This window comes from Pseudescherichia sp. AS216, assembly GCF_037152055.1.
In the GTDB taxonomy this organism is placed as follows: domain Bacteria; phylum Pseudomonadota; class Gammaproteobacteria; order Enterobacterales; family Enterobacteriaceae; genus Pseudescherichia.
Genome location: NZ_JBBCMV010000006.1, coordinates 22,232 through 43,006, shown reverse-complemented (window position 1 = coordinate 43,006; position 20,775 = coordinate 22,232). Strand labels below are relative to the sequence as shown.

Genomic DNA, 20,775 nt, shown 5'->3' with positions numbered 1-20,775 from the left:
CCTGGCGGAACTCGTCTATGAGTTATCGGCGCGGCGGGTGAGAACTTTATGTTCAATCAAGCAGCAAAATAAAATTGTGTAGCGGGAATCTGCACTTAACACGCGCTAGCTCAAAAATTTATTGGAACGTTGTTTTAATATGATTGACCACGCAGCATGCGCAACGCACACTACTCCCAATATTTATCCGACTCAGGTTGATGACTATGTCCAGTAAAATTGCCGTCATTGGCGAATGCATGATTGAGCTGTCACAGAAAGGCACAGAGGTGAACCGTGGCTTTGGTGGCGATACCTTAAATACCTCCGTTTATGTTGCCCGCCAGGTCGATCCGGCCGCGCTGACGGTACACTACGTTACGGCGCTGGGGACGGATAATTTTAGCCAGCAGATGCTGGATGCCTGGCAGAGCGAAAGCGTCGATACCACCCTTACCCAGCGCATGGAGAACCGTCTGCCGGGTCTCTACTATATCGAAACCGACAGCACCGGCGAGCGCACCTTCTACTACTGGCGTAACGAAGCCGCAGCCAAATTCTGGCTGGAGAGCGAGCAGTCTGCCGCTATCTGCGAAGAGCTGGCGAACTTTGACTATCTCTATCTGAGTGGGATCAGCCTGGCCATCCTGAGCCCGGCCAGCCGCGACAAGCTGCTCTCCCTGCTGCGCGAGTGCCGCGCCAACGGCGGCAAGGTGATTTTTGATAACAACTACCGTCCGCGCCTGTGGGCCAGCAAAGAGGAGACCCAACGGGTCTACCAGCAGATGCTGACCTGCACCGATATCGCGTTCCTGACCCTTGATGACGAAGATGCGCTGTGGGGCGAGAAGCCCGTAGAAGAGGTGATTGCTCGCACCCAGGCCGCTGGCGTCAGTGAAGTGGTGGTGAAGCGCGGAGCGGACTCCTGCCTGGTGGCGATCGCCGGTGAAGCGGTGATTGACGTGCCGGCGGTGAAGCTGCCAAAAGAGAAGGTTATTGATACCACTGCGGCGGGTGACTCCTTTAGCGCGGGCTACCTGGCCGTACGCCTGACCGGCGGCGATGCCGAGGCGGCGGCACAGCGCGGTCACCTGACCGCCAGCACCGTGATCCAGTATCGTGGGGCGATTATTCCCCGCGAGGCAATGCCGAACTGATCGACTGGCATTTCCGGCCCCTGCCGCTGGCAGCGGGCCGGTTAACCGCACGGCGCTACCGCTGAGCGGGAGGAATATCCGTCACGTCCTGATGCACCTCATCGCTGGCAGGCACAAGGGCAGACGTTTCGGCATTCATCACCTGGTCCCAGGTGGCCTGCAGCTCCTTCATATTAAACTCCGGCTCGCCTTTCGGCTGCAGCAGCACCAGCGACTGATCCTGGGTCAGCTGCTGGCGCAGGCTCTGGTTCAGCATCTCGGTCGTCAGGCCATTGAGGAAGTTCTGGCGCAGCCTCTGGTACTGTTCAGGGGCAATATCCACGACCTGGTTTTGCAGAGAGCGCATACGCTGGCTGATCAGCACGTCGGTATCGGTGCGGGCGTAGGTCGTGAAGAGCCTTTGCAGCTCCAGCTTCTTCTGGGCAATCAGGGCGTTAAACTCATCCTCTGACAGGCCGTTGTCGCGTACCTTCTTCAGCTCGCGGGCAATCATCGCGAGATTGGCGCTGAGCTTATCGGGCGCGGAGTCGACGTTAATGGCGCACTGCGCACGCTGGAACAGCACCCGGCAGTCGAAGCCGAGGCCAATATCTTTGGCGTTATTTTTGGTCAGGGTCTGCTGGAGATGCCAGAACAGCGCCTCGCGAGCCACGTCTGCCCGCCAGTAGCGCTCCAGCGCGGCGGATTCACGAATCGGCTGCCACGGCACGTCCCACATCAGCGAGAGCCGATCCTGGCGTACGGCGTCGGTCATGATGCTCACCGGCTCGCGCGGCAGCGGAGAGAGCGTCGGCACCGGAGCAGGCGTCTCTCGTTTCCCCTTTAGATCGCCAAAGGTTTTATTGATCTGCTCGCCAACGGTGCGGCTATCGATATTCCCTACCACAATCAGCGTCATCGCGTCCGGGGTATACCACTTCTGGTAGAACGCCTTCAGCTGGGCAGGATCGACCGGCTTCTTCAGCGGCGAGGCGGGATCGTGTCCCAGCAGGGTCGACCCTTTCAGGCGGTAGCGCCACCAGTTATCTTTGGTCTCTGGCGGCCAGGTTGCCACCATATCGTCGCTATTCAGGGCGTGATTTACCGTTTCCGGCGTCACGGTGAGCTTGCCGGTAATGTCCGAGAGGTAGACCAGCGCCTCTTTCAGCAGGTCGCTGCGGTTATTGGGCAGGCTGAGATTAAACAGCGTGAAGTCGTAAGAGACCAGCGCCGGAGGAAGCGGGCGCTTGGGATCGATGCCCTGCTGCCAGAGCGAGCGCACCTGCGCTGGCTCAAGGCTGCCGCTATTGGACAGGGCGATACGTGGAATAAAATGGCTAAAGCCGCTCTGCTGGGTGCTCTCCGTCAGCGAACCGGTATTCACCAGCAGGCGGATCTCAACCCGATCGCTGGGGCGCTGCGGCGTACTTAACACCTGCCACTGAAAACCGTTTGCCAGTGTCCCCTGTTGCCATGCCGGGTCGGGCTGGAGCGCATCTGCCTGCACGTAACTGGCTGCGATCATCAGCAAACCGCCAGCTATGAGTCGAATTTTTGTGCCCTGCATGTAAACCCCTGATCAACATTCCTGGTTAAAAGACCGCCTGCAACCCAGGCCGCCTAAAATGAAGTTTTAACACTCCGTGTTAGACAGCCAAAAAAGCAAAACGTCACACCGGGAAGTAAAAAATAGGGGGTAATTATGCGCAGGTGCCCGCGCCCCTACAAGGGACAACGGGCATAAGTCAGCAGATTATGAGGAAATTTCGCCTGTTTTGCCGTCTGGCGCACGGTTATTAAGGGTATCTTTCAGCTGTTTGTGGTCCAGCTCTTTCACCCATTTTGCTACCACGATGGTCGCCACGCCGTTGCCGATCAGGTTAGTCAGCGCTCGCGCCTCAGACATAAAGCGGTCGATACCGAGGATCAACGCCAGCCCGGCCACCGGCAGATGCCCTACCGCCGAGAGAGTCGCCGCCAGCACGATAAAGCCGCTGCCGGTAACGCCCGCCGCGCCTTTCGAGGAGAGCAGCAGCACCACCAAAAGCGTAATCTGATGGACAATATCCATATGGCTGTTGGTGGCCTGGGCGATAAACACCGCTGCCATTGTCAGGTAGATGGAGGTGCCGTCGAGGTTAAAGGAGTAGCCCGTGGGAATAACCAGCCCGACTACGGATTTACGGCAGCCGAGCTTCTCCATCTTATCGAGCATACGCGGCAGAGCCGACTCGGACGACGAGGTGCCGAGCACGATCAGCAGCTCTTCGCGAATGTAGCGGATAAATTTGAAGATGCTGAAGCCGGTGGCGCGAGCGATGCTTCCCAGCACCACCACGATAAACAGAATACAGGTGGCGTAGAAGCAGATGATCAGCTGTCCGAGCTGGATCAGGGTCCCCACGCCATATTTACCGATGGTAAAGGCCATGGCCCCAAACGCGCCGATGGGCGCGAGGCGCATGATCATATTGATGATGCCAAAGATGACCTGAGAGAAGCTCTCGATAACGTTAAAGATCAGCTGACCTTTGTGGCCAAGACGATGGAGAGCAAAGCCAAACAGCACGGCAAACAGCAGTACCTGGAGAATATTGCCGCTGGCAAACGCGCCGATAACGCTGGAGGGGATCACATCCATCAGGAAGGCGACAGTGCCCTGCTGCTCTGCCTGGGCAGCGTAGACCGCGACCGCTTTGGCATCCAGGGTCGCGACATCAACGTTCATGCCTGCGCCCGGCTGCACCACGTTGACAATAATCAGACCGATGATCAGCGCCAGGGTGCTGACCACCTCAAAGTAGAGCAGCGCCACCGCGCCGGTGCGGCCTACCGCTTTCATGCTTTCCATGCCTGCGATGCCGGTCACTACGGTACAGAAGATCACGGGGGCGATGATCATTTTAATCAGCTTCACAAAGGCGTCGCCAAGCGGCTTCATCTGTGCGCCGAGTTCAGGGTAGAAGTGACCGAGCAAAATACCGATAGCGATGGCGGTCAGCACCTGAAAGTAGAGGCTTTTAAAGAGTGAGGCTTTCATAGAGGTGTCCTTGAATTAAAAACCACAGGCATTGTAGGGTTAGGTCGCCTGCGGTCTTAAAATAACACCCCAACAACATCGCAGAAATAAACTTACTCTAAATTTGAAACACAAATGTTAAGAAATTTGAGCTGGCTCGCACAAGTGCAATGATTGCTACGCGCTGCCGTCCATCACACGGGAAAGATTATGCTGCTGCTCAAACGCCTCCGGCGCTACCGCACGGCCAAACAGATAACCCTGGGCCATTTCCACGCCCGCTTCCTGAAGCCAGACGTGCTGCGCCTCGGTCTCAACGCCCTCAGCAATAACATCCAGATCGAGACTGCGGGCCATATGAATTATTGACGAAACCATGCTGCTGTCCTCCGGCAGGCCCTTAACAAAAATCTTATCGATTTTCAGCACGTCTACCGGCAGGGACTTCATATGCTGGAGCTGACGCAGGCCCGCATAGCCCATGCCGAAGTCATCCAGCGCAATACGTACCCCGGCGTTGCGCAGCGGACGGAGGATTGCCACCGCCGCGTGTGGATCGTCGATACGACGGCTTTCGGTCACCTCAAGGATCAGGGTGCCGGGCGCAATCTGGTAGCGCTCCAGCAGCCCAAGCAGATCGCGAACCATATCCTGGTGCATCAGCTGCAGCGCCGAGAGATTCACCGACAGCGGCAGCATAATGCCCCGCGCCTGCCAGGCCGCGAGCTGGCGGCAGGACTCCTCCAGCACCCAGTGGCCGACAACGATCATCAGCCCACAGGACTCGATGGTGTCAATAAGCCCCTCTGGTAGTGCCCAGCTACCGTCCGGCTGCTGCTGGCGCAGCAGCGCCTCGGCGCTGACCACCTCCCCGGTAGCGAGATTGACCTGCGGCTGTAGCCAGATGGCAAACTGATGGTTATCCAGCGCGTTTAAGATATCGCTCTCTTGCGTCAGCCGCTTCTGCGCCGTCGCCATCTGCTCGGGGTCAAAGAACTGGATCTGGTTTTTGCCTTTACGGCGAGCAGAGAGCGCAGCCGAGATAGCCCGCCGGTAGAGCTGCTCTGCGGTCACGTCGCCGTAGAACATGGCGATACCGATGCTGGCGCTCGGGCGCAGCTGAATGCCCTGCACCGGCAGACGCTCATTAATAACAGTGAGCACTTGCTGACCCAGCGTAATGGCGTGCCACGGCTCGCTCGCGCCGTGGCCAATAATGACAAAGGTGTCCGTGCTCGCCTGCGCCAGCACCATACGCGGAGCCAGCACCGACTTCATCTTCTCTACCAGCGTCAGGAGCAGCATTTCGCGCTGGCTCTCTTTCAGCACGCCCGCCGTATCCTGGAGGGTTTCACAGGCGATCACCATCAGCGCGGTGGTTTTTTGCCGGGCCACGGTCTGCTCCAGCAGCGCCATCATAAAGGCTTTATTGGGCAGCTCCGAGATGGGGAAACGCGTCGCCTGGCTGTTCAGCTCTTCATGCTGGCGCAGCACCATCTGCTGGTTGCGGTTATAGCCGCGCACCAGCATGCCGATCTCATCGTCATGATGGTGACGGGGCAGCGCCAGCTGGTGCCCCAGCTGATCCTGGGGCGACAGGTCGTTGAGCTCGCGGGCGATCTTGCGCAGCGGGCGAATAATCAGCCGGCTGATGCACCACGTGAGCGCCACCGTCATGATCAGCACTAAAAGTAAGTAAGTAGTGACTAACGTTGAGACAGTACTCATCACGAACTTGTACATGCGGAACGAGTCCGCCTGCAGCACCAGATAGGCCAGCGGCTGTGGGTTGGAGGGGCGCTCCATAGAGTAGATAGGCAGTGAGATCTGCACCGGCAGCTCAAACAGCCGGGTGATGGTCACCGGAACCGGCCGCTCGGGAATAAAGCTCATGCGCAGGGCCTGGAACTGATTCGGCAAGACAACGTCTGCCCGGCTGACCACGCCCGCGGGTTGGATACGCTTAAGGATGGCCTCCGCGTCGGCGATATCGCCTTTCAGGATGGCAGCGGACAGCGGCTCACGCACCGAGCGCGCGATGCTCTCCATCTGCGTGCCAGTGTTGTAGCGATTCTGCTGCACAAAGTGGAACAGCAAAATCACGCAAAAAAGAAAAATAAACACCATGGCGACGATCGAGACCATCGCCATCTGTTTAATGGTTAACGAACGGCTAACGCGCAAATTGACTCTCCAAATACTCCGTGTCCGCAAAAGTAACCGACGGCTACCTGCCTGCTGTCAGAGTATACTCGATTCTGACAGCAGATTAAGACCGGGATAGAGAGCCTTGCGCGTTACCAGTCGGCGTAAGGCGTCAACACCTGCGGCGGCGAGTCCATATCGCCTTGCCAGCCCGCCTGGGAGTAGCGGACGTAGAGCATGCCGTGGCTCGGGGTATAATCCTCCGCCTGCTGAATATCGATAGCCGCGCCAACGGACCAGTTAGAGGTAATGCGACGCTCAATCAGGGCGCGCGCCGTATAGCCAAAGCCGTTGCTTTTAGAGCCAAACTCTTTCTCATCCGCCGCCCGAGCACGATAGGTGTCCGGGATCAGGTTAAGCTTGGGGTAGGTAGCCTGGGTACTGGTGGCCGAGTGCGACCACGAGACCGAACCACCCAGCTCCCACGACCAGTTCTCGGTGCGTTCACGCCAGGTGACCGGCACGGCAAACGAGAGATATTTCTGCGGGCTGTAGTAGCCCCCCTGGCCCAGCGAGTAGCCACTCAGATCTTTGTCGTAGTGCCAGAGCATATTGTTCAGGCCGACGGTGACACGGCGGTTATCTTCGTTGACCAGCTTGTAGTAGTAGCCCGACATCCAGCGCACGCGCCAGTTGTCATCCACATTTTTACCGGTGAGCGTGTCGGCGCTCAGGCTCGCCCAGACGCCATGCGCTTCGCCCTGGTCATAGCTCAGGCTCACCCCACCGCCGGTTGACCGAACGCCACCCCAGGTCTTGCCGGTGCCGCCGCGATCGTTGCTAGTGTCGCGCTCCTCGTCATCCGGAGCGTCCGGATCGTCCGGAGCATAGTAGTAGCTGGAAGCATCTTTCTGACCGCCGAAGGCCAGCAGGGAGCTGGAGATCGGACGACGATGCACATCCAGCGTATAGCCTACCGGGCCGAGATCGTTGCTGTAGCTCAGGCTGCCGACGATATCCACCACCCTGAAGCCCATCGGCGTGGTGCCGATATCCCCCGCCCAGGTGTCGTTGCGCCAGCCAACCGCAATGCTTGCCCCGCCGTCGGACTGGCTCTTATCACCGTTAACGCAGTTAAGTTGGCCGCAGGTCCCCCAGTTGGGATCGTATAGCCCGTTCTCATCGGTGGCGAAGGATCCCACGTCCATATTGACCACGTCGGTACGGAAGAACATCCGGCCATCGGCAAGCGGCGCATCGGCCTGCAGCATAGTGGTATTGGCTTTCAGATCGGAGTAGCCGCCGGTCCCGCTGGAGCCCCAGTAGTCATGCTCAAGCGTGACGTTGAGATCCTGCTGACGGTAGAGATCGGCGGCGTCGCTGCGCAGGCCGCGCTTCAGCCAGTCATCGCTGGCATCGTTACGCGTCTGGCGGGTAAAGGTGTCGTTATCCCGGGCGGGTACTGGCGCAATGCCAGCGGCAACCATCGCCTCGTTATAGCTCGCCAGGGCTAGCTGCGGCTGGCCGTTGGCCTGCTGGAAGCGGGCGTAGTCACGCAGCACCAGGGCGCTGTCCTGCGACGGCGGCAGAGCCTTCGCCTCAGGCACCAGGGTGTCGTAGGTGCGCTGGGCCAACACCTTGTCCCCCAGCTGCGACCGCACCAGCGCCATTCGCCGCTGCATGTTGATAGACGGCGGCTCGGTCTGCAGCATCTCGTTCATTGCTGCCAGCTGCTGGCGCGCCGCAAGTGGATTGCCCTCGGCAATCGCCACCTCTACCAGGCTCAGACGAGCATCGCCGTTAGCCGGTTCACGGGCCAGCACAGTTTCGTACCCGGCTCGGGCAGTAGCGTAATCACCGCGCTGCTGCGCCCAGTCTGCGAGAGTGAGATCGATACGCGTAGAGGCGGGCTGCTGCTTAAGCAGGGCTTCAGCCTCTGCCTCCTTGCCGCTGTCGCGCAGGCGGTTGGCGGTCTCCAGCAGCTGGTTGCCCTCAAGGCGGCTCGCCAGCTCCTGCATATTGCTGTCCCATTTGCTGCGCGGCAGGGTGTTAAGGTGCGCCAGCGCGGCACGATCCTGGTCATTGCCGGAGAGATAGAGGCTGTAGGCGTAGACCTGAGTAGGATCGTTAGGCTGGCGGCGAACCAGATCGCGCATCTGCGCGTCGGCCTCGGCGTGCTGTCCGGCGCTCCAGAGATCGCGGGAGAGGCGGTAGGCGATCCAGACGCTGTCCGGATCGCTCGCCAACCGACGGCGCTGAATTTCTGCCGCCTGCGCCCAGCGCCCCTGGTTCTCCAGGGTTTCAGCCTGCTGCGCCAGCCGGTCGTTGGCAAGACTGCGCTCAATGTCATCCACGCTGCGGCGCTGGCTGGCAGGGAGCGCGGCAATCCAGGCGGAGGCTTTTTCCGGCGACTGCTCGCGATAGAGATTAGCCAGGCCGCGAATCGCGTTGTTGTTGCCGCTGTCCATGCGCAGCGCCTGCTGATAGTAGCGTTCGGCGGCGGCGCTGTCCTTGCGGGCCACGGCGGCGTCCCCCAGGCCCAGCACCGCGTAGCTGTCGGTGTTATCCACCGCGCGCGCCTGCTGGTAAAGTCGTTCCGCCTGCGCGGGATTATTGGCCTTCAGCGCGGCGTCACCCTGCTGGATCAGCAGCCAGTAGCGGTTAGTTTGCAGAAGGCTGTCCCACTTGCTGCGGTTGCTGCTCTGCGGCGCAAGGGCAATGGCTTTCTCTAGCAGGGGAACCGCCCGGGCGCGATCGCCCTTTTGCGAATAAGCCTGCCCGAGCGCCCCGGTGGTTTCACCGTCGTTCTGATCGGCATTCAGCGCCTGCTGCAGCGAGGCGATAGCCTGTCCGCCCTGCCCGGCGTCCACCGCGGCCAGTCCACGGGAGCGGGCACGAAACGCCGGATCGGCCAGCTGCTGCTGCTGTTTCGCCAGCGTCGCCCGGGCGGTCTCCACCGTGTCGCCGTCGCTAAACTGGTTCAGGAACTGTTGCAGCGCCTGCACGCTGGCATCGCTCACCGGCATGTTTTGAATCTGTTGATACCAGATGGCGGCCGCCGCTTCACGGGTGGTGCCCGACTTCGCCATCTGTCGCAGGACGGTATAGCCTTCGTCGCTGCGTCCGCTGGCAAACAGCAGCTGCGCCAGCGAGTTTTGTAGCTGAGGGTTGCCAGGATAGCGGTCGTTGGCGCTCTTCAGCTGAGTAATGGCCTGGCTACGCCGCTCGGGAACCTTTGCCACCAGCGTCCAGTACTCGGCAGCGAGATCGCTCTCCGGCGGGTTACCCTGCAATAGCTTGTCGTAGGCCGCGATGGCCTCCGCCGTGTGGCCGGTCGTCGCCAGCAGCCGCGCCTCCTGCAACCCCTGCCGCCCTTGCGCGGTAGAGAGCGTCATCGCGCTTTGCGCTTCGCGGTAGGCCGCAGAGTTGGGCGCAAGCTGGGCGAGCCGATCGAGCTGCTGCTGAGCGCCTGCGGTGTCGCCCTGGCGCAGCAGATAGCGCTGGCGGGCGGCAATCACCTCGGGATTATTGGGATCGATAAGTTCCAGCCGGTAGAGCGACTGGCGCACCAGATCCTCACGACGGGTCGATTCGCCGAGCCGAACCTGCTCCAGCAGCTGTTGCTGTTGGGCTGTCGGGGCCGCATACGTCTTTGGCATCAGCGCGATGCCCAGTGATAAAGCAAGTAAGCGTAGGGTTAGCGTGCGCATTCCTGGCCCCAGTCAGGTTGGAGTTCACCTTGGGAGGTGAAACGAAAACGGTGCTCATCCCAGCCCTGTCCGAAGAGGGTAAGCACGTAGCTGTAATAGGCGTCGCTGCCGGGCGGGTTATCGGCAACGCGCTGGCGCAGTACCGCTTGTGCATCGCGGTTTTGCATAAACGGCAGCAGGGCGGCAGAGAAGCCCGTCGCGCCGTTGCCCTGAGCCGCACCGGTTGTCACGTTGACCTTCTCCGGCGGCACGCCGTTTTTCGCCGTTATTGCCGCCATTGGCTTAAGGCGCGCCAGCAGACGATTTTTTTGCAGATCGCTGTCGTGCATCATACCGACCCAAAGGTAGACGCGGATGGCGTCGTAGCTGGAGACCAGCTTGCTCTCCGGCTTCAGGTTCCAGCCGCGATTTTTCTCATAGCTTACCCAGTCCGGGGAGAAGCCTTTGGGAGCCGTCTCCAGCAGCAGCCGCAGATTAGTCTCCCGCAGCGTGGTCCAGGGCGCGCCAAAGCGGGTGAGATACTGCGCCACCTGCGGCGGCAGATAGCTGGGGTTAAAGCGCCAGCTCTCTTTCTCGGCGAAGCCAATTTTACCCGGCAGCAGCATAGAGCCCAGCCCCGGCACGCTCACCACCTCTTCGCTGACGATATGCTTGAGCAGCCCCTGGGCCAGCGCGGTATAGCGCGGCTCTTTCCACAGGCGTCCGGCTTCAAACAGCGACCAGACGATCCAGATATCGGCGTCGGAGGCAGAGTTAGTGTCCAGCACGGCCCACTCCTCTTCCCCCTTCTTGCCCCACAGCCAGGCGGGAAGATGGGCCGCGAGATCGCCCTCGGCGAGGTTATCCTCAGTCCAGGTTAAGATCGTGTCAAAGCCGGGACGGTCGTTGGCGGCAAGAGCAAAAAACAGCCCGTAGCTCTGCCCCTCGGAGGTAGTGATCTTCCGGGCGTCGCTGGGGTCGATCACCCGGCCACCGTCGCTGAGGTAATCTTTTTTAAACTGCAACCAGGCCGGCCAGCTACAGGCGGCGTGCGTACTTGCCGCCGCCAGCAGCAGGGTGGCCGCTATCGCGCCACGCAGTAAGGTTTTCATGGCTTACTCATCATCATGCGGGTCGAGACGGCGACGGCTGATGATACGCAGCAGACGCCACAGTACCCAGGCCAGCAGCACGACGCTCACGGCGGCGAGCACCGCCAGCAGCACCGGGTGGTTAGAGAGCGCATACCAGATACGCTCGAACCACGGCAGGTGGCCGACATAGTAGATATCCCCTACCCGCAGACCATTTACGCCGGACTCGCGGATCACCGTGACGGAACCATACATTGCCGCACGCTTACCGCTGTCGTTCATCGCCTCGTTCAGCAGCTCGTAGCCGCGCGGGCTGTCTGCCAGCAGGGCAATGACGCTGCGCTGATCGTTGTACGGGGACTGGAAGCCGACAATGGCCGCCATCGGGCCGCTGGAGGTCACCGCCGTCTGGGCATCAGCCTGGCGATCGGTGTTATCCGGGACGATAGACGGGAAGGTCGTCTGGCGCTGCGGGGTCTTCACCCAGCTCTGCGTCGCCTGCACCAGCAGGTCGATGCGCTTGTCATCTTTCAGGCTATCCGGAATGGTCCCGATGACCAGCACGTCGGCATCCTTGTTCTGGATCTGGCTGCCGTCATTGGTCAGGGTCAGGTTAACCGCCGGAAGGCCGGTTTGCGCCCCAAGCTGGCCGATGGAGTCCAGCAGCGTCGCCAGCTGGCCCTGGGTCGGGTTAGCGGGCAGCACCACGATGGTGTCCGCAAGGTCCGCCATTCGGCTGAACGGGAAGCCCGCGTTAGCAAAGGCGCGCAGGTCCGGCATCGCAATAAAGTGATAGTACTTCGAGAAGTCGATGGTCGAGTCATCGCCAATCACCACCCGGTTCTGCACCGGCTGGAAGGTGACGCAGTTATCGACGGTGCCGCCCGGCATCGGGTTCATGTACTGGAAATCAAAGCGCAGCGTGTTGAGGGCCCCCAGCTGCAGCGCCGGAATAGTAACGGCGGTTTTACTATCCAGCAGCCCCTGCAGAACCGGCAGGCGCAGCAGCAGGCGGTTGGTATCCTGGTTGCTGGTGAGGCTGAAAGATTGCAGGAACTGGTTATTCAGGCTGATATCCATCCGCGAGCTGTCTTTGGTCGGCGGCGCGGTGTAGCGATAGTTGAGATCCATATCGATGCCGGTGCTGCGCAGCAGATAGAGATCCGGCGGCAGGTTCAGCGCCACGCTGATCGGGTTCGGCTCAAGGCCAACCGACTGCAGCTGCTCCTCGTAGCTTTTCAGCTCGCCAAACGAGATCGCCCGGTCGGTACGCACCCAGTTCGGTGCGTCGTACGGCTTACGGGCCAGCAGCGGCTTAACATCGTTTACCTCTACGCGATCGCCCCGGAACAGCACGTTGCCCTGGGCAATGCCCTTCGCCGCCTGGAGCAGATCTTTATCGTCGCGGCCAAGGACCACCAGCAGCTTCACGTACGGGTTCTGAGGGTGATCCATCATCACTACCGTCGGGGCGTTCACCGCCGGCACGTCGCGCAGGAAATCTGGACGCTTATCGTTGGTGGCAAACACGATGGCGTTGCGATCCGGCAGGCCGTTGTAGAGCACCGGGAAGCTCTGGCCGCGCCAGCCCATGCGGGAGCCAAAGAAGGAGGCAACAATGCCCGCCGCCTGCTGCTGCGCCAGCGCCGGTGCGCCAGCAAAGACCATCGGCAGTACCAGCGGACGGTTATCACGGGCGTCATAGAACGGCACCGGGAAGTGTGACAGGTCGTTTTTCAGCGGCAGGGTCTGGTAAGTCATCTCCAGAGAGCTGCTGCGCCCGACGTCCATCCACAGCGTGCTGCTGGCCGGGTTTTCGCAGACGTCGCGGTAGTGACCGACGAACTCCAGCCGCACCCGGTTGAAGTCAGTGATATAGAGCGGGTCGATAGCCAGCTGGGCGAGCGTCTTTTTGCCTAGCTGCTCTTTGGTGACCGGCAGGACGCCCATCAGCTCATCGTTCAGATAGACCTTCAGCTGCGACTGTACCGGCAGCAGCGACGGCGACGGGGTGTACTCCAGGTTCAGCATCGCTTTCGACACCACTTCGTCGCTGCGCATCCCAAACTCGATCTGGCCGTCGGGCTGAACGCCACGCAGCACCATGCTGCCCGGTGGCGGGGCGATCTGGGCGAAAGAGAGCTTAACCTCCCGCGACGGCGCGTTCTCCGCAACGATAGGCGCATTGGCACCGGTGACGCCAGGCATCACCTGGCCGACGGTCTGCGGTTCGGCAGCAGCAGCGGGCACAGCGGCCTGCGCGGCAGGCGTCTCGGGTGCGGCAGGCACGGTAACCATCGAATTGGCCGGTGCTGCATGGGTGACCAACGACGGGAAAGCACTCATCCCAACCGCCACTGCACAAATCCAGGAAAGTTTTCTTTTCATCGCATTATCATCATAGTTGGGCCATAACCGGATCCGGCTGCTGCACCACCATGCCCCGCGCAGGTCGGCGGGGAATGAACGATACAACCCAGGAGATCAGGGAAGTAAGCGTCCGGAAAATCATTTTCACGGACGATGGAGCAAATTCAGCCAGGTGGCGGTAGCCACGGAAGCCAAGCTTAAGAATATCCAACAGGCTCTCCAGCGGTTTATCTTCCGGGAAGCTGTCCTGCCAGAGCGCCCAGGTGTCCGCACGCGCGAAGGTACACTGGACAAAATCGATATGCTGGCGGGTGGTCAGCGGCATCAGCTGCAGGCCTACTTCCTTGCCGTTGACGCGCGCCACCTGGGCCGGGAAAACGTACTCCTGCTGGCCGCGCTTAAGCAGCAGATTGACCTTCTGTCCCTCCAGTACCTGCGACTGGCCGTTGATCTTGATCCCTACCCCGCCGTCAGAGAAGTCGTGCACCGTACAGGAGAAGAGATGACCATCGTCGCGGGCAATGGCCGCTGGCATAGAGATCTCAACCCGATGCGCCCGGCGCACCTGCTTGCTCTCTACCGACACCGCCACCGCACCGCCCAGCACAATCAGGTTGTAGAAGACCCAGACGATACTGACAACCACGGTCAGCATCTCGGTCTCCGGGCCGTAGAAGTAGCGCCAGACGCCCACCAGCACGCCGACAATGTTCAGCAGCACCAGGAAGATATAGGGCCGGGAGATCACCCAGTCGACATACTCCTCCTCGACGAGGCCGCCTTTTGAGGTCACGTTAAACTTGCCCTTGTGCGGGTTAAAGAGCGCCACCATGGTGGGTCTGGCGATATACCAGGCCAGCACCGTTTCGTAGATTTCACTCCAGAACGAGTGGCGGTATTTACCCTGAATTTTGGAGTTAGTCAGGCTGGCGTGAACCATGTGCGGCAGCACGAACAGGGCGATCATCAGCGCCGGCGCATAGATGATATAGGCGTGCAGCAGCAGGAACGCCAGCGGCGCGGTGAGGAAGATCAGCCGCGGCACACCAGAGAGGAAGTGGAACATGGCGTTGACGTAGCAGAGCCGCTGCGCCAGCTTTAGCCCTTTACCAAACAGCGGGTTATCGAGCCGGAAGATCTGTACCATGCCGCGCGCCCAGCGAATACGCTGCCCAATGTGGGAAGAGAGGCTCTCGGTTGCCAGCCCCGCCGCCTGCGGAATGCGCATATAGGCCGAGGTGTGCCCGCGACGGTGCAGTCGCAGAGAGGTGTGCGCATCCTCGGTCACGGTCTCTACCGCAATGCCGCCAATCTCATCCAGCGGACCACGGCGGATCACCGCACAGGAGCCGCAGAAGAAGGTGGCATCCCACATGTCGTTGCCGTCCTGCACCAGGCCGTAGAACAGGGTGCCTTCGTTCGGCGTCTGGCGGAAGCGGCCCAGGTTACGCTCGAACGGATCCGGCGAGAAGAAGTGGTGCGGGGTCTGCATCATCGCCAGCTTCTTGTCTTTGATAAACCAGCCCATGGTCAGCTGCAGGAACGAGCGCGTCGGCACGTGGTCGCAGTCAAAGATCGAGACAAAATCGCCTTTCGCATACTGCAAGGCATTGTTGATGTTGCCTGCTTTCGCGTGTTCGTGAGTGGTACGGGCGACGTACTCTACCCCCACCGTCTCGGCAAACTGACGAAACGACTCGCGGCCACCGTCGTCGAGGATCCAGATCTTCAGCTTCTCTTTCGGCCAGTCGATACCCAGCGCGGCGTAGATCGTGTTCTTCACCACGTTGAGATCTTCGTTATAGGTCGGCACGAAAATGTCCACCGACGGCCACAGGGACATATCCTTCGGCAGCGATACCGGCTGACGGTTAAGCGGCCACACCACCTGGAAGTAGCCGAGCACCAGCACAATCCACGCATAGGTTTCGGCGAATAGCAGCACCAGGCCGCACACGAGGCTGACCGGATCGTTCCAGTTGAGCGTCGAGGTGTAGCGCCACCAGATGTAGCGGCAGGAGACGGTCAGCGACAGGACAATCAGCATTAATGCCGAGAAGCGCCCTGGAATACGGCGCACCAGCAGGGCCACGCCCCACAGCAGCAGCAGGAAGATAAACTGCGACCACGGGTTAAACGGCTGGGTGATGCAGAGCAGAGCAAGGACCAGCGAGAAGAAAACAATCACACCAATGATAAAACGACGCACGCCTGGCTTGAGGTGGGCCAGCTCTTTCTCCCCTTCCATATGGCTTGTTCGGCTGCTCACCCTGGCTGGCAGGGTGTCCAGCCAGGTGAGGTAGCGGCGGCGGAAATGGGTAAAGCGTGCGCGCTTGCTCTTGCGTGGCCGCGCGGCCGGAGCGTTATGCGCACCGATCAGCAGCCAGAGGGTTTGCAGCAGATAGCGGGCCGGATCGAGCGGACGCGGGCGCTCGGCGCGAATATGGGGGTAAAACTCCGCGTGGCGGGCGCGAAGCTGCTGCCAGCGCGGGTGCTCCAGCGGAATAAACAGCCAGGCAAGAATTGTCCACAGGCAGCCGAGGGCTGCGCTAAACGCCGGTGCGCCGTGGCTCCGGTAAAGCTGGTAACGCTCGCTCAGGCGGGCGTTCACCGGGGGGATCAGCAGCAAGGCGGCAAGACGACTCATAGCGCAGGCTCACTAGGGCGATCGCGGGTGAGGCGATCCGGCCCGGCGCAGTGCAGCAGGCACCAGTTGGCCAGGGTCAGGATCTCCTCCGCCGCCAGCGAGTCGCTGCGATATTCGCCCAGAGGCTGCTTCGCTGCCAGGCACTCTACCATCGCCTCATCGCGGTGGATCACCATCGGCAGCAGCCGGGGCTGGCTCTGTAGCCACACCTGGAAGAGATCGTCCTGTAGCTGGCTACCGATGCGCAGGTCGTTAATGAGCAGATGCGTGCCCGACGGCAGTGCCTGCTGATGCAGACGCACGTGGCAGTTAGTATCAGGTTTCACCACGGTGAGGGTATGGTCGCACTGGGCCAGCAGCTCCCGCGACAGGGGCGTAAAGTCCGCCGGCAGGTCGAGCAGGATCCACTGGTAGTGCCCCTCGGCCTTCAGCGCCTGAAGCGCCGCGGTAAGCGGGGCCAGGCGATCGTGCAGGGCGTAGACGTTCTCCCGCTCGCCGGCGGTCAGCTGGCCAAACGGCAGCAGATCGAGATTCGAGGTATAGCGCTGGCCCGCATCGCGCCACGCTTTATCATCCAGCTGCGCCCGCGCCCAGCCATCAGCGTGGGTAAACTCCACGTTGAACGAGAGGCGCAGCATGTTGTCTGGAGAGGCGTCGATCATCAGCACCGACTCCCCCAGCAGCTGTAGCGCCCAGCCTAACGCTGCGGTTACCGATGTGGTCCCCACGCCTCCGCGAATGCCTTGCAGACCCAGAATAGCCATCCACGTCTTCCTTATTAATTATTTTGACGGGCAAACTCAGCGAGCAGCGGCCAGCGTTTTATCGCTGTAGCTAACTGTTCACGTTGGGATATATCGGTGTAATCAATATCTGGCAGTGAAAACACCCGACTTAAGACCAGAAAGTCATTTTGGAAGGTATAACCCAGCGTTGAATCAGTCTGGCTCGTAAACTCTTTATTAGACATTTTTACTGCATCTCATTGATGAAAAACAGACGAACGGTAGCAACGCAGGGTGCCGCTGAAAATTCATTTACATGCTAAATGTGATGCTCTTTAATTTCAATGTTAGGTTTATTTCTCGGCTTTCGCTAGTAAACTAAGGTGCAGACGAATTTGATTAAGAGAGACACCGTGAAGCCCATATTTACCCTTGGCATCCAGTCATTATGGGATGAGTTGAGCCACATGCCAGCCGGCGGAGTCTGGTGGGTCAACGCCGATCGCGAAGAGGATGCCATAAGTCTGGTCAATCATACCCTTGCTGCTCAGCATAAAAAAAGCCGGATGGCGCTGATTACTATGGGTAGCGATCCCAATAAAATTATTAATTTAGAGCCGGGTCACGCTCCTGATAAAATCCATCTTTTTACTATGCCTAATCATAAGGATGGACTATCCTTTTTTACCCGCGATCTCCTGAGCGCTATTGACCCCCAACACTATTTCCTGGTTTTACTCTGCGCCAATAATGCCTGGCAAAATATATCCGCCGATCATTTGCGTGGCTGGTTAGAAAAAATACATGCCTGGACAAAATATCACGACTGCACACTGTTGATAGTTAACCCCGGCAACAATAATGATAAGCAATACTCATTTTTGATGGGCGAGTATCGCTCACTTTTTGGCCTGGCGAGCCTGCGTACCCAGGCCGATATACATCTCTATGACGTCGCCTTCTGGTTTAACGAAAAAGGCGTCAGCGCCCGCCAGCAGCTTATTGTTGAGCAAAATAACGGCAGCTGGAAAATAGCGCAGCAGGAGCAGGCGTCGGTGCAGCCGCGCAGCGATGAAAAACGTATCCTGAGTAACGTAATGGTATTAGAGGGCGCTCCGCCGCTTTCCGAACACTGGACGCTGTTTGATAATAACGAAGCCCTGTTTAGCGAGGCGCGTACCACGCAGGCGGCCACCATTATCTTCTCGCTGATGCAGAACAACCAGATTGAGGGGCTGGCCCGCCATATCCACACCCTGCGCCGCCAGCGCGGCAGCACGCTGAAAATCATCGTGCGCGAGAAGAATGCTAGCCTGCGCGCCACCGACGAGCGCCTGCTGCTGGGCTGCGGGGCAAATATGGTGATCCCGTGGAACGCGCCCCTCTCCCGCTGCCTGACGCTGATCGAGAGCGTGCAGGGGCAACAGTTTAACCGTCCGGTGCCGGAAGATATCGCCGCCCTGCTGACCATGACCCAGCCTCTGAAGCTGCGTGGCTACCAGACGTGGGATACCTTCTGCGACGCCGTAAGCAATATGCTCAGCAATACGCTGCTGCCGACCGATGGCAAAGGCGTGCTGGTTGCGCTGCGTCCGGTGCCTGGCATCCGCGTGGAGCAGGCGTTGACCCTGTGCCGCCCTAACCGCGTGGGCGATATCATGACCATCGGTGATAACCGGCTGATGCTGTTCCTCTCCTTCTGCCGGATCAACGATCTGGATACGGCCCTGAACCATATCTTCCCGCTGCCCATCCCGGATATCTTCTCGAACCGGGTAGTGTGGTTTGAAGATAACCAGATCGCCGCCGAGCTGGTGCAGATGCGTGCCCTGGTGCCGGAGAAGTGGGGTAAACCGCTGCCGGTAATCGACGGGCCCAACCCCATTCTTAACGCTGAGCATAACGGCCAGAGCTGGCGGCGCATTCCACAGCCGCACCGGCTGCCCGGCGGGGCTTCGGAGCAGACATCATGATGCAGTTAAGCGATATTATTCAGCTGGTGGTGCTGTGCGCCCTGATCTTTTTCCCTCTCGGCTATATGACGCGCCACTCTATTCGGCGCATCAGGGCCGTGTTTCGCATGCTGTTTATTAAACCGCGCTATGTAAAACCGGTAGGCATATGGCGCAGTGCTTCGACCGTCAAGGCAAAACGAAAAGATGACTAATCAAACCCTCAATGCCTCTACGCCCTCACCGCTGTGGCAATACTGGCGCGGCCTTGCCGGCTGGAACTTCTATTTCCTGGTGAAATTTGGTTTGCTGTGGGCAGGCTACCTTAACTTTCACGCGCTGTTAAACCTGGTGTTTATGGCGTTCCTGCTGCTTCCGATTCCGCGACGTAGCGTGCACCGCCTGCGCCACTGGATCGCCATTCCTGTCGGCATTGCGCTCTTCTGGCACGACACCTGGCTTCCCGGCCCGCAGAGCATGCTCAGCCAGGGATCGCAGGTGGCCGGATTCAGCGCCGACTATCTCATTGACCTGGTGACGCGCTTTATTAACTGGCAGATGATCGGCGGAATTTTTGTTCTGCTGGTCGCCTGGCTCTTCCTGGCGCAGTGGATCCGCGTCACCGTTTTTGTGGTGGCGATTATGGTCTGGCTGAACGTGCTGACCCTGACCGGGCCGACGTTCTCTCTGTGGCCGGCCGGTCAGCCAACCAATACCGTGACCACCACCGGCGGTAACGCGGCGGCCACTATCGCCGCTGCGGGAGATAAACCGGTCGTTGGCGATATCCCCGCGCAGACCGCGCCGCCGACCACGGCCAATCTCGACGCGTGGCTGAACAGCTTCTACACCGCCGAAGCCAAGCGCCAGATCCGCTTCCCGACGCAGCTGCCTGCTGATGCCCAGCCGTTTGAGCTGCTGGTGATCAACATCTGTTCCCTGTCATGGGCGGACGTTGAGGCGGCGGGCCTGATGTCGCATCCGCTGTGGTCGCATTTCGATATTCAGTTCAAAAACTTCAACTCTGCGACCTCCTACAGCGGCCCGGCGGCAATTCGTCTCCTGCGCGCCAGCTGCGGCCAGCCGTCGCACAAAAACCTCTATCAGCAGGCGGGCAACCAGTGTTACCTGTTTGATAACCTGGCGCAGCTTGGCTTCTCGCAGCAGTTTATGCTCGACCACAACGGCGTATTCGGCGGCTTCCTGAAAGAGGTGCGTGATAACGGCGGCATGCAGGCCCCGCTGATGGATCAGACCGGTCTGCCGACCGCCCTGCTCTCCTTTGACGGCTCGCCGGTGTACGACGACACCGCGGTGCTTAACCGCTGGATGCAGTCCCAGGATGGAAAAGAGAACCAGCGTACGGCAACCTTCTTTAACCTGCTGCCGCTGCACGACGGGAACCACTTCCCAGGTGTGAGCAAAACGGCGGATTACAAAGTGCGCGCCCAGAAGCTGTTTGACGAGCTGGATGCATTCTTTACTACACTGGAAAAATCGGGCCGTAAAGTGATGGTGGTGATGGTGCCGGAGCACGGCGGCGCGCTGCAGGGCGACAAGATGCAGGTCTCCGGCCTGCGCGATATTCCTAGCCCGTCTATTACCAACGTCCCGGCCGGGATCAAGTTCTTCGGCATGAAGGCACCGCACGAGGGCGCGCCGGTGGTAATCGATCAGCCGAGCAGCTTCCTGGCGGTATCGGATCTGGTTGCCCGTGCGGTGGACGGCAAGCTGTTTACCGAGGATAGCGTTAACTGGGAGAGCCTGACCAGCAACCTGCCGCAGACGGCTCCGGTGTCAGAGAACGCCAACGCCATTGTGATCCAGTACCAGAACAAACCGTACGTTCGTCTTAACGGCGGGGACTGGGTACCGTATCCGCAGTAATACCGTTACGCCCGGCGGCGCACCGCTTGCCGGGCCTACGGTGCACGCCGGTATCAACGACTAGCATCTATTTTGTAGGCCGGGTAAGGCGAAGCCGCCACCCGGCGGTGCACCACTTACCCGAAGTATACT

Annotated in this window: 13 protein-coding genes; 4 read left to right on the top strand and 9 right to left on the bottom strand. The window is 59.9% G+C overall.

Annotated features, from left to right (window positions below; all coding sequences use genetic code 11):
* Positions 1–206: 206 nt before the first annotated feature.
* Complete coding sequence (locus WFN61_RS17080) at positions 207–1,136, top strand: sugar kinase (RefSeq protein ID WP_186370575.1); 930 nt, start codon at positions 207–209, stop codon at positions 1,134–1,136.
* A gap of 55 nt (positions 1,137–1,191) precedes the next feature.
* On the opposite strand, the gene WFN61_RS17075 is transcribed toward WFN61_RS17080, so the two are convergent.
* From WFN61_RS17075 to bcsR, 9 genes are all read right to left on the bottom strand, one after another.
* A complete protein-coding gene (locus WFN61_RS17075; RefSeq protein ID WP_144817953.1) occupies positions 1,192–2,682 on the bottom strand; it encodes a M16 family metallopeptidase in 1,491 nt (496 codons plus the stop codon).
* A gap of 186 nt (positions 2,683–2,868) precedes the next feature.
* Positions 2,869–4,155 (bottom strand): dicarboxylate/amino acid:cation symporter, encoded by a 1,287-nt coding sequence (locus tag WFN61_RS17070; RefSeq protein ID WP_144817952.1) that lies wholly within the window; start codon positions 4,153–4,155, stop codon positions 2,869–2,871.
* Positions 4,156–4,311: 156 nt separating this feature from the next.
* Entirely contained in the window at positions 4,312–6,318 is a 2,007-nt protein-coding gene (gene hmsP / locus WFN61_RS17065) for a biofilm formation regulator HmsP (protein ID WP_312174443.1), read from the bottom strand.
* Between the two features lie 113 nt (positions 6,319–6,431).
* Positions 6,432–9,989 carry a cellulose synthase complex outer membrane protein BcsC gene (gene bcsC, locus WFN61_RS17060; RefSeq protein WP_337038983.1) on the bottom strand — a complete coding sequence of 1,186 codons (3,558 nt, stop codon included), beginning with the start codon at positions 9,987–9,989 and terminating at the stop codon, positions 6,432–6,434.
* Complete coding sequence (bcsZ, locus tag WFN61_RS17055) at positions 9,977–11,080, bottom strand: cellulose synthase complex periplasmic endoglucanase BcsZ (protein WP_144817949.1); 1,104 nt, start codon at positions 11,078–11,080, stop codon at positions 9,977–9,979. The genes bcsC and bcsZ overlap by 13 nt, the downstream gene beginning before the upstream one ends.
* A gap of 3 nt (positions 11,081–11,083) precedes the next feature.
* Positions 11,084–13,450, bottom strand: coding sequence for a cellulose biosynthesis cyclic di-GMP-binding regulatory protein BcsB (bcsB, locus tag WFN61_RS17050; RefSeq protein WP_337038982.1), 2,367 nt, complete (start codon positions 13,448–13,450; stop codon positions 11,084–11,086).
* 10 nt (positions 13,451–13,460) lie between these two features.
* Positions 13,461–16,079 (bottom strand): UDP-forming cellulose synthase catalytic subunit, encoded by a 2,619-nt coding sequence (bcsA, locus tag WFN61_RS17045; protein ID WP_337038981.1) that lies wholly within the window; start codon positions 16,077–16,079, stop codon positions 13,461–13,463.
* Positions 16,076–16,843 carry a cellulose biosynthesis protein BcsQ gene (gene bcsQ, locus WFN61_RS17040; protein ID WP_257758754.1) on the bottom strand — a complete coding sequence of 256 codons (768 nt, stop codon included), beginning with the start codon at positions 16,841–16,843 and terminating at the stop codon, positions 16,076–16,078. Before bcsQ ends, bcsA begins: the two co-directional genes overlap by 4 nt.
* A gap of 14 nt (positions 16,844–16,857) precedes the next feature.
* Positions 16,858–17,049: a cellulose biosynthesis protein BcsR gene (gene bcsR, locus WFN61_RS17035; protein WP_144817945.1), complete on the bottom strand. Its 192-nt coding sequence runs from the start codon at positions 17,047–17,049 to the stop codon at positions 16,858–16,860.
* Between the two features lie 168 nt (positions 17,050–17,217).
* Here bcsR and bcsE point away from each other — a divergent pair, with 168 nt between their 5' ends.
* From bcsE to bcsG, 3 genes are read left to right on the top strand one after another with little or no spacing between them, the layout of a single operon-like run.
* The gene (gene bcsE, locus WFN61_RS17030; protein ID WP_337038980.1) at positions 17,218–18,777 is read left to right on the top strand and encodes a cellulose biosynthesis c-di-GMP-binding protein BcsE; all 1,560 of its coding nucleotides are present in this window, start codon (positions 17,218–17,220) and stop codon (positions 18,775–18,777) included.
* On the top strand, positions 18,777–18,971 hold the full coding sequence (gene bcsF, locus WFN61_RS17025) for a cellulose biosynthesis protein BcsF (RefSeq protein ID WP_186370577.1): 195 nt from the start codon (positions 18,777–18,779) through the stop codon (positions 18,969–18,971). Before bcsE ends, bcsF begins: the two co-directional genes overlap by 1 nt.
* The gene (bcsG, locus tag WFN61_RS17020; RefSeq protein ID WP_257758755.1) at positions 18,964–20,643 is read left to right on the top strand and encodes a cellulose biosynthesis protein BcsG; all 1,680 of its coding nucleotides are present in this window, start codon (positions 18,964–18,966) and stop codon (positions 20,641–20,643) included. Before bcsF ends, bcsG begins: the two co-directional genes overlap by 8 nt.
* Positions 20,644–20,775: the final 132 nt, after the last annotated feature.